This window comes from Burkholderia sp. AU30198 (assembly GCF_020419825.1).
In the GTDB taxonomy this organism is placed as follows: domain Bacteria; phylum Pseudomonadota; class Gammaproteobacteria; order Burkholderiales; family Burkholderiaceae; genus Burkholderia.
In genome coordinates this window covers 169,975-183,625 of sequence record NZ_JAIZSA010000017.1, presented here as the reverse complement: position 1 = coordinate 183,625, position 13,651 = coordinate 169,975, and the positions used below count along the sequence as shown (strand labels likewise).

The window sequence follows — 13,651 nt, the reverse complement described above, 5'->3', positions numbered from 1 at the left end:
ACGATATTTCAGAATAGGGTGATGCAACTTTGTCATCAAGTGACCGGCTGATCGACGCGGCCGCCGGGGCGCGCCGGTGGCCTGCGGTGCAAGCTTGAGACATGTATCGGCGCGACCGGGGGCGAGGGGGATCTGTCTCACCGGGGTGTTGCATTTTCGGAATGAAGTCGTGAGTTAATATCAATAGCGGCCCGACTTGTGGCCGCCGACAATGTCATTCATGGATCGTGCCTTGCGAGGCGGGTGCGCGCCGTCCGGCCGGGTTTCCGGCGGCGGCGCCGCGCGATGCGCCGAACGGCGCACCGGGCCCGCCACGCGGCGCATCCGCTTGCACAGGGCGCGCGAACGCGCTCCAATCGAATCACGCGGGCGGCGCTGCCGCCGCACCGATCAATCTGTCCCTGAAGAGGAAGTGATGCAATTCAACGACATTCTTGCTGCGCTCGATATCGATCTCGCCCAGTGGAAAGGCAATGCGCTGACCGCGCGTTCGCCGCTCGACGGCGCGACGCTCGCGACGCTGGCTGTCGATACGCCGGCCGACGCAGAGCGCAAGATCGACGCCGCGCACGACGCATTCCTCAAGTGGCGCACGGTGCCGGCGCCGGTGCGCGGCGAGTTCGTGCGCGTGTTCGGCAACGTGCTTCGTGAGCACAAGGCCGAACTGGGCCGCCTCGTCACGCTCGAAGCCGGCAAGATCACGTCGGAAGGGCTCGGCGAAGTGCAGGAAATGATCGACATCTGCGATTTCGCGGTCGGCCTGTCGCGCCAGCTCTACGGCCTGACGATCGCGTCCGAGCGCCCGGGCCACCGGATGATGGAAACGTGGCACCCGATCGGCGTGTGCGGCGTGATTTCGGCGTTCAACTTCCCGGTCGCGGTGTGGGCATGGAACGCGGCGCTCGCGTTCGTGTGCGGCGATTCGGTCGTGTGGAAGCCGTCCGAGAAGACGCCGCTCACCGCGATCGCGTGCCACGTGCTGCTCGAGAAGGCGATCCGCGAATTCGAGAAGACGCATCCGGGCGTCGCGCCGAAGGGCCTGAGCCAGCTGGTGCTCGGCATGCGCGATGTCGGCGAGGTGCTGACGGCGTCGAAGAAGGTGCCGGTCGTCAGCGCGACGGGCAGCGTGCGGATGGGTCAGGAAGTCGCGAAGGTGCTGAGCCAGCGTCTCGCGCGCGGCATCCTCGAACTCGGCGGCAACAACGGCATGATCGTCGCGCCGAGCGCGGATCTGGATCTCGTGGTGCGCGCGGTCACGTTCGCGGCGGTCGGCACGGCCGGCCAGCGCTGCACGACGCTGCGTCGCCTGATCGTGCACCGCAGCCTGGTCGAACAGCTGCTGCCGCGCATCGAGAAGGCCTACACGTCGGTGAAGGTCGGCAACCCGCTTGAAGAAGGCACGCTGGTCGGCCCGCTGGTCGATCGTGCGTCGTTCGACGCGATGCAGAAGGCGCTGGGCGATGCACGCGAGCAGGGCGGCGAAGTGAAGGGCGGCGAGCGCGTCGACGTCGGTCACGCAGATGCGTACTACGTGCGTCCGGCCATCGTGCGGATGCCGAAGCAATCGGCAGTGGTCGAGCGCGAAACGTTCGCCCCGATCCTGTACGTGATGGTCTACGACAACTTCGACGACGCGATCGAACTGCACAACGCGGTGCCGCAAGGCCTGTCGTCGGCGATCTTCACGAACGACATGCGCGAGGCCGAGCAGTTCATGTCGGCAGCGGGCAGCGACTGCGGGATCGTCAACGTGAACATCGGCACGAGCGGCGCGGAAATCGGCGGCGCGTTCGGTGGCGAGAAGGAAACGGGCGGCGGCCGCGAGTCGGGTTCGGATGCGTGGAAGGCTTACATGCGCCGCGCGACGAACACGATCAACTACAGCCGTCAGCTGCCGCTGGCGCAGGGCGTGAAGTTCGACGTCTGATGCGGCGCGCCGGTTTCGGCGCTGCGTGTGAGTAGAAAGGGCCGGCTGCCGCGTGGCGGTGCCGGCCCTTTGTGTTTTGGAGCGGCGCAATGCGGTATCGTGCGCGTGGGCGCCGATCGGGGCGATGGGCGCGGGTGATGGATCGATGACGGGCGGGGAGCGCGCGCGGGTCACACGTCGACAGACGCTTGCTCCGGCGAACGGATCAGCCGGCCTTTGCTGACGGTACCGAGATCGTGAACGAAAACGAGCTTCTCGCGAGACTGGCGATGTTGTCGCCGGTCGACATGCAGGTATATGCGTCTTCGTGTTTGCGTCGCTATTGCGACGCAAACGGGTGTTCGCACGCGGCCATCGATGCCCTCCTCGCGCATCTCGATGCCATCGCGGTCGCCCGGAGCCTGCCCGAGTGGGCGCGCCAAGGGGCCTTGCTCGAACTGAACGGCAGGGGAGATCCGGTTCCGTCCGATGTCGAATCGGCACTGCCGGACGGCGAGTTGCCAAGGTTCATGGCGTTGGTCGAAACCGTCGTCGAGGTCGGGATCGTCGATCTGTACGGCGCGAGAACCGATCGGCCGCTGGCTTTTCTTCGCAACGCGATCGCCATCCTCGAGCAGGACGGGATTCCGTTGCCGCCATTGACGAAGGTGTCGGGTCGATCGGCATCGGGTTGAATACCACGTAACCAACTGCAAGCAAGCGGGACGAGATGGACGACATCAAAAGCAAGGTCAGGTTTGTCATTCCGGTGAAGCCGAAGGGCATTCGGGCCATGGTGGATTTCTATGGGCGTGGCCTAGGCTTTCAGGTCGTAGACGATCAGGAGGTCCTGTTCGGGGGCGACGCCGGAGCCGGTCTGTTCGTCTATCGTGAGAAGCACCATCCGGTAAGCGGCATCTCGATCCTGCAGATCTGGGTCGAAAAGGACTTCGGTGTCTTTTGCCGGCATCTGAAGGAGATCGGTGCGACGTTCACGGAGATCGCGCGCATGCGGGCCGGCTACGCAGCGCACGTCCTGGATCCCAGCGGAAACCTGATCACGATCCGGTGCGATGAGGATGACGAGCAGAACGACGAGATCGTCTACGGCTGGCCGGAGACGGTCACGATCGACTGACCGGATCGAGACGGGGAAGATGAATGGAGACGCTCGCCGACCTGATACGGGATGAATCGCTCTTTCAAGCGGATTGCATTGCGTTCAGCCGTACACGCGTGATCGGCTACACGGTGGCCGGTTCGCGGCTGGATCTGGATGAAGCGATCGCTATCGACGCATCGGAGGTCACCGATGCGTTCGAACGGTTTTCGATCGAGATCGACGGGGTGACCTATGCGGGCGGCGAGGGTGCGTCGCACGGGTCGTACGGATTCTTTTACAAGCGAACGGGGCACCGCGTCGACTGGATCGTGATGTCGACGACGTCGGATCCGTTCGTCGCCGCCCGGCGAGCGGGCGATGCCATCGCATTCATGACGCAGGCCGGATATGAATGGGTGGTGTCCGGGGACGATGTCGCGAACCTGCGCATCGACCGCGGACAGCCTGTCTAGCGCGAATGCGCGCGGCGCGGTACGTGCATCACTGCTCCACCACCGGCATGTTCTGCACAACCAGCATCTGCGGGCTCGACAGCGTGATCCCGGCCGCGCGCAACTGCTACAGCCGTCAGCTGCCGCTGGCGCAGGGCGTGAAGTTCGACGTCTGATGCGGCGCGGGATTGGCGTGTTACTGGCGCTGATTTCAGATTGAGATGGATATAGAGTCGCTATTGTTTCAAGCGGAAAAGCCGGCCATGCGCCGGCTTTTTTGTTTTCGGGGAAACGATTGATGGGTTGGCAGGTTTGGATGGCATGTTCTGAGATGTTTCAGCGCGAGTTGGATCGTCGGTGAAGTTCCGGAAACGAGGAGTCGGACAAGTACGGAATCGTTTCTAATGATTCGTATATGTATGAAAATAAATGGATTTCTTGTTTTCTTTCAATTCTTTCTATATCTTTGTGATGCTCGATTTCGTTGGTAGGTAGGGTGATTCTGATCTTCGAGTTGATAGAAATTGGAAATATTTATTAGATATCCATATGGAAAAATGGTGCTGGCATAAACGGAATAAGAGCGGCAGTGAACTCCCGGCGCATGGTCAGGTTGACGTTTCTGAAACCCGGCTGGGCATCAGTAAACTTCTGGCTTCGATGAAGTTGCTTGCCATATTTGTTATTTCGGGGTGTGCTTCGTTGTCGGTCGACGAAGTCCCAATTCGCAGTCAAGGTGATTTCCTTCGAGATATAAAGAGCGTTGTTGATTCGGATGATCTGACAAATGCTGACATGGTTGGTAAGAAGCTGCGCGTTGATTTTTATATTAGAGAAGACGCGGATGTTTGGAGCATTAGCGAGCAGAATGTTTCAGGGCATCGAGTAGAGCGTGGTGTGACTCGTCAGGCGAAAGAGTATGGAGATAGAAGTCAATTCGACTACGGTGTTTTTTATCCGAAAAATGGCGATCCAACACGGGTGTTGATGGGCTTTCAGATAGAAACTGGAAGAATATGTATGACAAAAATTGATGTGGTTGATGTGTTTGGTGTTGGGGAGAGGGATTTTATTAAATATGGAAATGAGGGGGTTACTTACAATCCGAGTGGAAATGGATTGATTCGAATATCTTTCAGATTTGGTTTTGGTGGATGTCTCAGTCGTGTGGGTTTGAATCAAGGGGTCCTGATGCGACCGTGATGTGGGTTGGTGGCTGATTTGATGAGGGTGAAAGCTTTTGTTTTGAAATTATTGGTCTAATTGATGGGATGGGGAAGGTCGATGCATAAGCGCTGTTGCGAGGAGTGGCTTGTAAAGTAAGTGCAAAAATTCAGGTCGGGTTGGTAGGGTGCGTTATGAGTGACTCGAGAGCTATATTTTTGATTTTGCCTTTGATTTCTGCATGCGTAACTGGTTCGTTCACGGATTTGCCGGCCCGCTCGTCGAGGCAGATTTTGGCGGATATTAAGGCTGTTGTGGATTCTGGTGATCTCCAGAATGTTGAATTTGTTGCGAGTCGTCTGAGAATAAATTACAAGGCGGGTGCGAAGAATCCAGTCTATGGCCACGGCGAAAGATTGATTGTTGGTTTTGGTGTCGATGTAAGGGAAATTTCTTCGTCTAATGAGTACAGCGGGCATGGTGCGGACTACCGCATCTATTGGCCAGAGGGTAGGGATTTCTATAGGGCCGGATTATCGTTCTCAATTAATGGTGATGTGATCTGCGCCACGCCTTACGATTTGGTTGATGTGTTTGGTATTGTTGAGCGATATCCGATTGCTCATTGGTCACGGTGGGGTTATGCGTATGAGAATTCAGCAGTGAATTCAAGTGCTGCTTTTTCGATTGATATGTATGGTTGCGTCAATCTTGTTGGTGTCTCAATGAATCGTGAGAGGAGGTAAGGTTTATGGTGTCGATAACCGGAAATGAGGTGATGTTTGCAAACATGAAGCTAGGGAGGGATGTTGTTGATTTGATAAATAAAAGCCCAACTCTCGTTTCTCAGATTATTCAATACAATGAAGGTGTTATTGATGGGGGATTGAAAAAAATTGTGGTGAATGAGCGTGAATCGGGGATATTCTGGGACCACAGGCGATCGGGTATTGTGTTTGGCGCGTATGGAGGTGTTGCGTTTGATGGGCTTGAACCGCATGTCTTGGTCGGTATTTTAAGTCACGAGATCGGACACTACATCTACAATACAGTTGACCAGACTCGAGAAAAGAAGTATGCGACCGAAATGCGCGACGATTTCCATTTGGCAGCGTTGGTCGGGGTGACAAAGGAATCCGAGGCGGCCTATAACAATTGGCGAGTGGCCCGAGAAATTTCAAAAAACGGTGGTGGAGTGATTTCTGTATTGGGAGATCGCCCGGATTCCCCCACGGCTCCCGGATTCGATCTCAATAGTGTGCTAACCAAGGTCTATGACGCGAACGTCGGAAAGATGTCTGCCGACGTGTTGGAGAAGGCCATGATCGAGGTGGCAGGAAATTACCTGGCTCGCGCAAGTCCGGGTGCAGATCCCGATATCACGTACTATGAGCAAAATGGCGCGGCTTATGGCGCGTCGGCTAAGCGTTTGTCGCAAGCGCCGGTTATCGGAATGAGCTATTCGCTGGATTACGTCACAGGTTTCATCAAGACCACGACGTTGACGTTCTCTACCGGCGCGACGCAGACCAATATGTACAACAGCGGGGCTCTGAGCTCCGCAACGCTATATGGTCCGAATGGCCAGATGGCGGAATATGTGCGGTTCGCGACGAGCGGCGCCAGGCTTCAGGAGATCCGTTATGACGATGATGGTCGAGTTACGACCACTCGAACCGACACCAACGGCGATGGCACATTCGACAACATCAAAACCGAAACCCGCATCGGCAACGGCGCAAGCGTAATACGCGAAGACACCAACGGCGACGGCACCTCCGATCGCAACTTCCTCCTGAACAATGGCCAGCGCTACGATCTGTCCAACGCACGAGATGCCATCCTTGCTGATAGCCTGCTTTCTCGATTTCGCGCCGCCGGATTACTTAGTAGTGCAGGATATTTAAATCTCAGTCAGGTCATCTCGCAAACGTTGACGTACGGTGGCAAGAACGACTACGGGTTTACCATGCCGCCTGGCTGGCACAATCCGATCGGCGCCTTCTACGAAGCAAAGAGCGCGGCGCTGGACACCGCAGCCTCGATTGCGGTCAGAACACCGACGTTGCTAGACGCGAACCGGCAAGGCCTGAACGCCGACAAGCTCCGCTCCCTCGACATCAACCGCGACGGCAAGCTCTCCGGCGCTGAATTGAACGGCCTGCAGGTCTGGGTCGATGCCAACGAGGACGGCATTGGCGACGCCGGTGAGTTTCGGACGCTGGGTCAGGCCGGCATTTCGGAGATCCGCGAGACGGATTACGACCTCGTGACCCGAGGCAACAGCCGGTACGCGGCGGCACCCATCCCTGCGCCGTCCAAGGGAAGCGACGTCGCCGGCCAGCCGGGGAGAATCTACCTTGCTCCGATGGTTCCGTTCTCGAACTATCGAGCATTACGCGACCACGACAACGTGTACTTGATCAACTCCAGCCAGTTCATCCTGTTCGGCAAGAACCAGATCAAGGTCAACAACAACAATCGAAGCTACCTGATCGGCACGGATGGAAACGACGTGTTCGATGCAAATTACTACGCGTCGTACGGCCATTGGATCAACAGCAGCCTGCTCGTGAATTTCCTCGCCGGTGACGGCGACGACGTGATGGGCGGTAGCTGGCGCAACGACAATCTGTGGGGCGGCACGGGCAACGATACGTTGTACGGCTATGACGGCGACGACAGATTGTATGGGGAGGAAGGTAACGACGAACTTCAGGGGGGCGCCGGCAACGACGTGCTCGACGGTGGCGCCGGGAATGACTTCCTGTTCGGCCAGGCCGGCAACGACATCATGAACGGTGGCGACGGCGATGACGTCATGATGGGTTTTACCGCATCGAACGAAAGCAAGCAGACACTCGCACCGGGCGAAACAGACGACGACGTCATGTACGGTGGCGCAGGAAACGACCGGATGTGGGGTGGTCTCGGCAACGACTACATGGATGGCGGTGACGGCGCGGATTTCGTCAACGGCGGCCAAGGCGATGACACGGTGTTCGGTGGTGCCGGCAACGACGAATTGCACGGCAACGAGGGGAACGACAGGCTGCTCGGCGAGGCCGGCCACGATCGCATTTTCGGTGAAGCCGGCGACGACGTGATCTGGGGTGGCGACGGCGACGATGTGCTTGTCGGCTTCACCGCAAGCAACGATGCGAAGCAAACGTTGTCGTGGGGCGAATCCGACAACGACGTACTGTATGGCGGCAACGGCAACGACGCGTTGTATGGCGGGCTCGGGAACGATTACCTCGACGGCGGCAACGACCATGATTTCCTGGACGGCGGCGACGGCGACGACAGGCTTTTCGGTGGCGCGGGCGACGACGAGTTGAACGGCGGTAACGGCAACGACGCACTCTCGGGTGACGCCGGCAACGACAAGATCTTTGGCGGATCCGGAAATGACGTGATCTGGGGAGGTGACGGCGACGACATCCTCGTCGGGTTCACCGCTTCGAACGACGCGAAGCAATGGTTGTCGGCGGGGGAAACCGATGACGACACGATTTACGGCGGAGCCGGCAACGACCTGATCCTGGGCGGCCTCGGCAACGATCTGCTTTACGGCGAGGCCGGCAACGACGAACTGCAGGGCGGTGACGGCAACGACCGGCTCTACGGCGGCGATGGCAACGATCGCCTGTTCGGTCAGCTTGGAAACGACATTCTGTACGGTGGCGCGGGCGACGATCTGCTGGTTGGCTTTACAGGGAACAACGAGGCGAAGAGAACGCTGGCCCCCGGCGAATCCGACGACGACTATCTGTACGGTGGCGAGGGCAACGATACGCTGCTCGGTGGCCTCGGTGACGATTATCTCGATGGGGGTGCAGGCGCGGATCACATGGAAGGCGGGCTGGGCAACGATACCTACATCGTCAATAGTGTCAACGACGTGATCCTCGAGTATGCGAACGAAGGTTACGACACGGTGATCAGCAGCGCAAACTACATCCTCAATGCCAACATCGAGGAGTTGCGCCTCGTCGAAGGATTCGCCATCAACGGCACCGGCAATGCGCTCGACAACCGGATCGTCGGCAACAGTGCCGACAACATCCTCGATGGCGTCACGGGCGCGGACACGATGATCGGTGGAAAAGGCAACGATACCTACTACGTCGACAACGTCGGCGATAGGGTGGTTGAGCTGGCGGACGAGGGCATCGACACGGTCCAGAGCAAGATCAGCTACACGCTAGGCGATCACGTCGAGAACCTGAATCTGCTGGATTTCGGCAAGCCGGAGAAAGGGCTCGTCGACGGCGTGGCCGTTCACGTATACGGGTATCCGAAGGCCAACGAACTGGACTACATGCAGGGTGACGCTGTTCCGAGGTTCCAGGGGACATGTGCACTGACGTCGATCGCGAATCTGCTCACGCAGACCGGCACGCCGACCACTGAGGGAGAGGTTGTCAGGCGCGCGATCGACAACCAATGGGCAGTCACCAGTCCGACTGCAACGGACTATCAGCGCGGCGGATCGAATTACGTTCAGCAACAGGCACTGCTGAAGAGTTATGGCATTGCGAACAGTTTGCTTGCAGGATACGACGAGCAGGCGGTCGCGAACCTCATCCGTAGCGGCCGCGGCGTGCTACTGGCGCTGAACTCGGGCCGGCTTTGGGGAGATAGCGCTTATCTCGACGGTGGCGGCGTGAATCACGTTGTTACCGTGACTGGCGCGGTATATGGGGAGTCCAGCGGCGAACTGAAAGGCTTCTATATCGCGGACTCGGGCCGCCAGCGCGTCAGCGACATGACTCGCTATATCAGCATTCAGGAACTCAGGTCGGCTGCAAATGTACCCAATGCCTATGCGATCTACACGACCGAGGCACTGAAGCTTTGGAACGAGGACATCGACGGTATCGGTAATGCACTCGACAACACGATCATCGGCAACCGGGGTAACAATGTTCTCGACGGCGGTGCCGGCAATGACATCCTGGTCGGTGGCCTGGGCAACGACACTTACCGATTCGGTCGAGGGTCCGGACGCGACACGATCCGGGACGATGACGAGACGCTCGGCAACAACGATGTGATCAGCATCGGGGCCGGCGTGTCCGCAGATCAATTGTGGTTTCGCCACGTCGGCAACGATCTCGAGATCAGCATTCTCGGCACCAGCGATACCGCCACGGTCCGGGACTGGTATCTGGGTTCCCGGTATCAGATCGAGCAGGTTCGGCTGGACGATGGCCGAACGCTTGTCAATGCCGATGTCGAAAAGCTGGTACAGGCCATGGCGGTCTGGTCGCCGCCAGCTGCGGGGGCAGTGACACTGTCCCCGGACTATCAGGCTGCGCTTGCGCCGACGCTTGCGACGAGCTGGCGTTAATTTCCCGTTCCTGGAGGTCAGTCCGTCCGGTTGCGCCTCACGTCCAACCGGGCGGATCGCTGCCTGGCCGCACCGAATTCCCTTCCTTGCCTCGCCTTTCTCCTCATGGACAGTTCTGTTCTCCAGCATCCTGTGTCGTCTTCGACGCAGGACGTCGACTCCGGTCTCGCAGTCGTTCTGACGATGGCCAGCCTGCACGGCATCGCAGCCGACGAAGCTGCGTTGCGGCATGAATTCGGCTTCGGCCGCTTTGATACTCAGACGATCCTGCGTGGCGCGCGTTCGCTCGGCATGACGGCCCGGGTCGTGCAACAGAACCCCGGACGGCTGGATCGGGCGCCGTTGCCTGCGGTCGCGCAGGCGAAAGGCGACGGGAACTATTTCGTGGTCGGACAGTATCAGGCCGGGGATGGAACGCGTGCGCCTCGGGTGCTTGTCCAGTTTCCGGGGGAGGCGCCGAGCGTGCTGACGCAAGAGCGTTTGCTGGAGATCTGGACCGGCAAGCTCATCTATTTCACGAGCAAGAGCAGCATTGCAGGTACGCTCGCGCGCTTCGATTTCAGCTGGTTCATTCCGGCAATCGTCACGTACCGGAAACTGCTCGGCGAAGTCCTCGCGCTTTCTCTGGTGTTGCAATTGATTGCCCTCGCCACGCCGCTGTTCTTCCAGGTGGTGATGGACAAGGTGCTGGTCAACCACGCGATGAAGACGTTGAACGTGATCGCCGTGGGGCTGATTTGCGCGACGCTGTTCGACGCTGCGCTTTCGGGGATACGAGCGTGGGTCTTCGCGCATACCAGCAGCAAGATCGACGTCGAGCTAGGCGCACGGCTCTTCCGTCATTTGCTGGCTTTGCCGCTGGCCTGGTTTCAGGCGCGTCGTGTCGGCGACTCTGTCGCCCGCATTCGCGAGCTGGAGAACATTCGCGCGTTTCTCACTGGCAACGCCGTCACGCTGGTGATGGATCTCGCGTTCTCGTTCGTTTTCCTCGGCGTGATGCTCTGGTACAGCGCATGGCTCACGTTGATTGTCGTTGTTTCGATTCCGCTGTACGTGCTGTTGTCGATCGTGTTTACGCCGGTCATTCGGCGTCGCCTGAACGAGAAGTTCAACAAGGGGGCAGAGAATCAGTCGTTCCTCGTCGAAACCATCAGCGGGATCGACACGGTCAAGGCAATGGCACTCGAACCACGCTGGACGGATCGATGGGATCGTCAACTGGCCGCCTATGTGAGTGCGGGCCTGTCCGCGACCAACGTTGCCACGATTGCGAGCGGTGGCGTGACGTTGATCAGCAAGCTGGTGACGGCGGCGATCATGTGGCTAGGTGCCACGCTGGTGATGGACGGCAGGTTGACCGTCGGCGAGCTCGTCGCGTTCAACATGCTGGCGGGGCAGGTGTCCAGCCCGATACTGCGTCTTGCGCAGCTGTGGAATGACTTTCAACAGGTGGGGATTTCGATGGGGCGACTCGGCGATATCCTGAACACCGCGCCTGAAACCGCCGCCAGAAAGACGCGAGTACCGCGTCTCGCCGGTGCCATCGAGTTCGACCAGGTATCGTTTCGCTACCGGCCGGATGCGAGTGATGTCATCCGGCAGATCTCCGTCAGGATCGCGGCGGGGGAAGTTATCGGCATCGTGGGCCGCTCCGGGTCGGGAAAAAGCACGCTGACCAAGCTCGCGCAACGGCTTTACGTGCCGGATCGCGGGCGAGTGCTGGTCGACGGGCACGATATCGCAGTGGTCGATACGGCGAGTCTCAGGCAGCAGATTGGCGTTGTTCTGCAGGAAAACACGCTGTTCAACCGTTCGGTACGGGACAACATCGCGCTAGCTCGACCCACTGCATCGATCGACGCTGTGATCGATGCGGCGAAGCTGGCTGGTGCGCACGAATTCATCTGCGAGCTTCCGGAGGGCTACGACACGCTCGTCGGCGAGCATGGCACCGGGCTCTCGGGCGGACAGCGGCAGCGCATCGCCATTGCTCGCGCATTGATGACCGATCCACGCGTCCTGATATTCGACGAGGCGACCAGCGCGCTCGACTACGAATCCGAGGCCGTCATACAGGCCAACATGCGCGACATCTGCGCACGGCGCACGGTGCTGATCATTGCGCATCGGCTCTCTGCAGTGCGCGACGCCGACCGGATTCTCGTGATGGATCGCGGGCAGATCGTGGAAAGCGGTACGCACGACATACTGCTGCGCAAGCAGGATGGCATCTACGCACACTTGTATTCGCTGCAACAGGGCGGTCGCGACGTAGCGGAGGCGGGGACATGAGCGTGCGACAGCAGGCAGGGGCCTGGCGCGAACTGTTCGGGCGTTATCGCGATGTCTGGCGTCACTGCTGGAAGCGACGCCATCGGATGACGCTGCCGGCATTCAACGCGAACGAGGCCGAATTCTTGCCGGCGGCGCTGTCTGTCCAGGCGGCACCTGTTTCGCCGGCGGGACGGTGGGTCGCACGCATCCTCATTCTGCTCGTGACGACGGCAATCGTCTGGTCGTATTTCGGGAAAATCGACATCGTCGTCGACGGTGGTGGCAAGATCATTCCAGCCTCCCGAACCAAGACACTGGCGGCGGTCGAGGTCGCTAGCGTGCGAGCGCTGCACGTGCGAGACGGACAGGTCGTGAAGACCGGTGACGCGCTGATCGATCTCGATACGCGCGTGATCGACGCCGAACGTCAGCGAGCGGACGGAGACCGGCTGAATGCGGTGCTGCAAGCCGAGCGTGCCCGCGCGTTGATCGATGCGATCGACACAGGGCGACAACCCCGACTGGCGGATGTCGAAGGCGTGTCGCCCGAGCGCCGGCGCGAGGTCGAGCGACATTTGCGGGATCAATGGCGCGATTTCGTCGCTCGACGGAATCGTTTCGACGGCGAAATTCGTCGGTACGGTCAGGCAGCTCCGCTTGCGGCGCGTCGTGCTGACGACTATGCCGAGCTGATGAAGTCTCGTGACGTTGCGGAGCACGCATGGATCGAGGCCGAGCAACAGCGCATCGATGCAGCGGGACAGCTTGCGGATGCACGTCACCAACGCGCGGCCCTGGTGGCCGAGACGCGCAGGAATACACAGGATGCACTGAATGACGCGCAACGAATCATCGATGCGTCGGCGGGAGATGTGCGGCGAGCGGAGGCGCATGGAGAACTGCTGCGCCTGACCGCACCGATCGACGGAACCGTCCAGCAGCTTGCCGTTCATACCATCGGGACAGCGGTGCCGGCCGCGCAGCCGCTGATGCAGATCGTGCCGCGAGACGGCTCGGTGGAAATGGAGGCGTTCGTCGACAACCGTGATATCGGCTTCGTGAAGGAAGGGCAGGCCGCAAGCGTGAAGATCGACGCATTCGAATATACGAAGTACGGCACGCTGTCGGCGACAGTGAGTCACGTTTCGCGCGATGCGATAGACGATGAGAAGAAGGGCCTTGTCTACTCGGTGCGGGTTGTGCTCGATCGCTCGGCGCTGGTGGTAGATGGTCGCAAGATCGCACTGTCGCCGGGCATGTCGGGCAGTGCCGAGATCAGAACCGGTACGCGGCGGGTGATCGAGTATGTACTGTCGCCGTTGCTGCAGCACGCGCGGGAGAGTTTGCGTGAGCGCTAGGAACATGAGTGGCACCGGTGTGCGTCGGTGGATCTGCGG

10 protein-coding genes are annotated in these 13,651 nt (G+C 59.5%); all 10 read left to right on the top strand.

Going from position 1 to position 13,651, the window contains the following annotated elements; genetic code table 11:
- Positions 1-415 precede the first annotated feature (415 nt).
- The 10 genes from LGN19_RS30675 (at position 416) to LGN19_RS30635 (ending at position 13,612) form a co-directional block, all read left to right on the top strand.
- The gene (locus LGN19_RS30675; protein WP_043180790.1) at positions 416-1,927 is read left to right on the top strand and encodes an aldehyde dehydrogenase family protein; all 1,512 of its coding nucleotides are present in this window, start codon (positions 416-418) and stop codon (positions 1,925-1,927) included.
- A gap of 236 nt (positions 1,928-2,163) precedes the next feature.
- Entirely contained in the window at positions 2,164-2,601 is a 438-nt protein-coding gene (locus LGN19_RS30670) for a hypothetical protein (RefSeq protein ID WP_226218916.1), read from the top strand.
- A 35-nt stretch (positions 2,602-2,636) separates the two neighbouring features.
- A complete protein-coding gene (locus LGN19_RS30665; RefSeq protein WP_122948033.1) occupies positions 2,637-3,044 on the top strand; it encodes a VOC family protein in 408 nt (135 codons plus the stop codon).
- Between the two features lie 23 nt (positions 3,045-3,067).
- Entirely contained in the window at positions 3,068-3,481 is a 414-nt protein-coding gene (locus tag LGN19_RS30660) for a hypothetical protein (protein ID WP_226218914.1), read from the top strand.
- 23 nt (positions 3,482-3,504) lie between these two features.
- Positions 3,505-3,636, top strand: coding sequence for a hypothetical protein (locus tag LGN19_RS39660; RefSeq protein ID WP_264173250.1), 132 nt, complete (start codon positions 3,505-3,507; stop codon positions 3,634-3,636).
- 373 nt (positions 3,637-4,009) lie between these two features.
- Positions 4,010-4,663, top strand: coding sequence for a hypothetical protein (locus LGN19_RS30655; RefSeq protein WP_226218912.1), 654 nt, complete (start codon positions 4,010-4,012; stop codon positions 4,661-4,663).
- A gap of 155 nt (positions 4,664-4,818) precedes the next feature.
- Positions 4,819-5,370 (top strand): hypothetical protein, encoded by a 552-nt coding sequence (locus LGN19_RS30650; RefSeq protein ID WP_164462730.1) that lies wholly within the window; start codon positions 4,819-4,821, stop codon positions 5,368-5,370.
- 5 nt (positions 5,371-5,375) lie between these two features.
- A complete protein-coding gene (locus LGN19_RS30645; protein ID WP_226218910.1) occupies positions 5,376-9,980 on the top strand; it encodes a calcium-binding protein in 4,605 nt (1,534 codons plus the stop codon).
- 105 nt (positions 9,981-10,085) lie between these two features.
- Complete coding sequence (locus LGN19_RS30640; RefSeq protein ID WP_226218908.1) at positions 10,086-12,272, top strand: type I secretion system permease/ATPase; 2,187 nt, start codon at positions 10,086-10,088, stop codon at positions 12,270-12,272.
- Positions 12,269-13,612, top strand: a complete 1,344-nt coding sequence (locus LGN19_RS30635) for an HlyD family type I secretion periplasmic adaptor subunit (protein ID WP_175222969.1) — start codon at positions 12,269-12,271, stop codon at positions 13,610-13,612. The genes LGN19_RS30640 and LGN19_RS30635 overlap by 4 nt, the downstream gene beginning before the upstream one ends.
- Positions 13,613-13,651: the final 39 nt, after the last annotated feature.

What these genes read in the sequence shown, in the direction of transcription:
- LGN19_RS30675 (WP_043180790.1), top strand. Translation starts at nt 416, where the DNA reads ATGCAATTCAACGACATTCTTGCTGCGCTCGATATCGATCTCGCCCAG.
- LGN19_RS30660 (WP_226218914.1), top strand. Translation starts at nt 3,068, where the DNA reads ATGGAGACGCTCGCCGACCTGATACGGGATGAATCGCTCTTTCAAGCG.
- LGN19_RS30640 (WP_226218908.1), top strand. Translation starts at nt 10,086, where the DNA reads ATGGACAGTTCTGTTCTCCAGCATCCTGTGTCGTCTTCGACGCAGGAC.
- LGN19_RS30645 (WP_226218910.1), top strand. Translation starts at nt 5,376, where the DNA reads ATGGTGTCGATAACCGGAAATGAGGTGATGTTTGCAAACATGAAGCTA.
- LGN19_RS30635 (WP_175222969.1), top strand. Translation starts at nt 12,269, where the DNA reads ATGAGCGTGCGACAGCAGGCAGGGGCCTGGCGCGAACTGTTCGGGCGT.
- LGN19_RS30655 (WP_226218912.1), top strand. Translation starts at nt 4,010, where the DNA reads ATGGAAAAATGGTGCTGGCATAAACGGAATAAGAGCGGCAGTGAACTC.
- LGN19_RS30665 (WP_122948033.1), top strand. Translation starts at nt 2,637, where the DNA reads ATGGACGACATCAAAAGCAAGGTCAGGTTTGTCATTCCGGTGAAGCCG.
- LGN19_RS30650 (WP_164462730.1), top strand. Translation starts at nt 4,819, where the DNA reads ATGAGTGACTCGAGAGCTATATTTTTGATTTTGCCTTTGATTTCTGCA.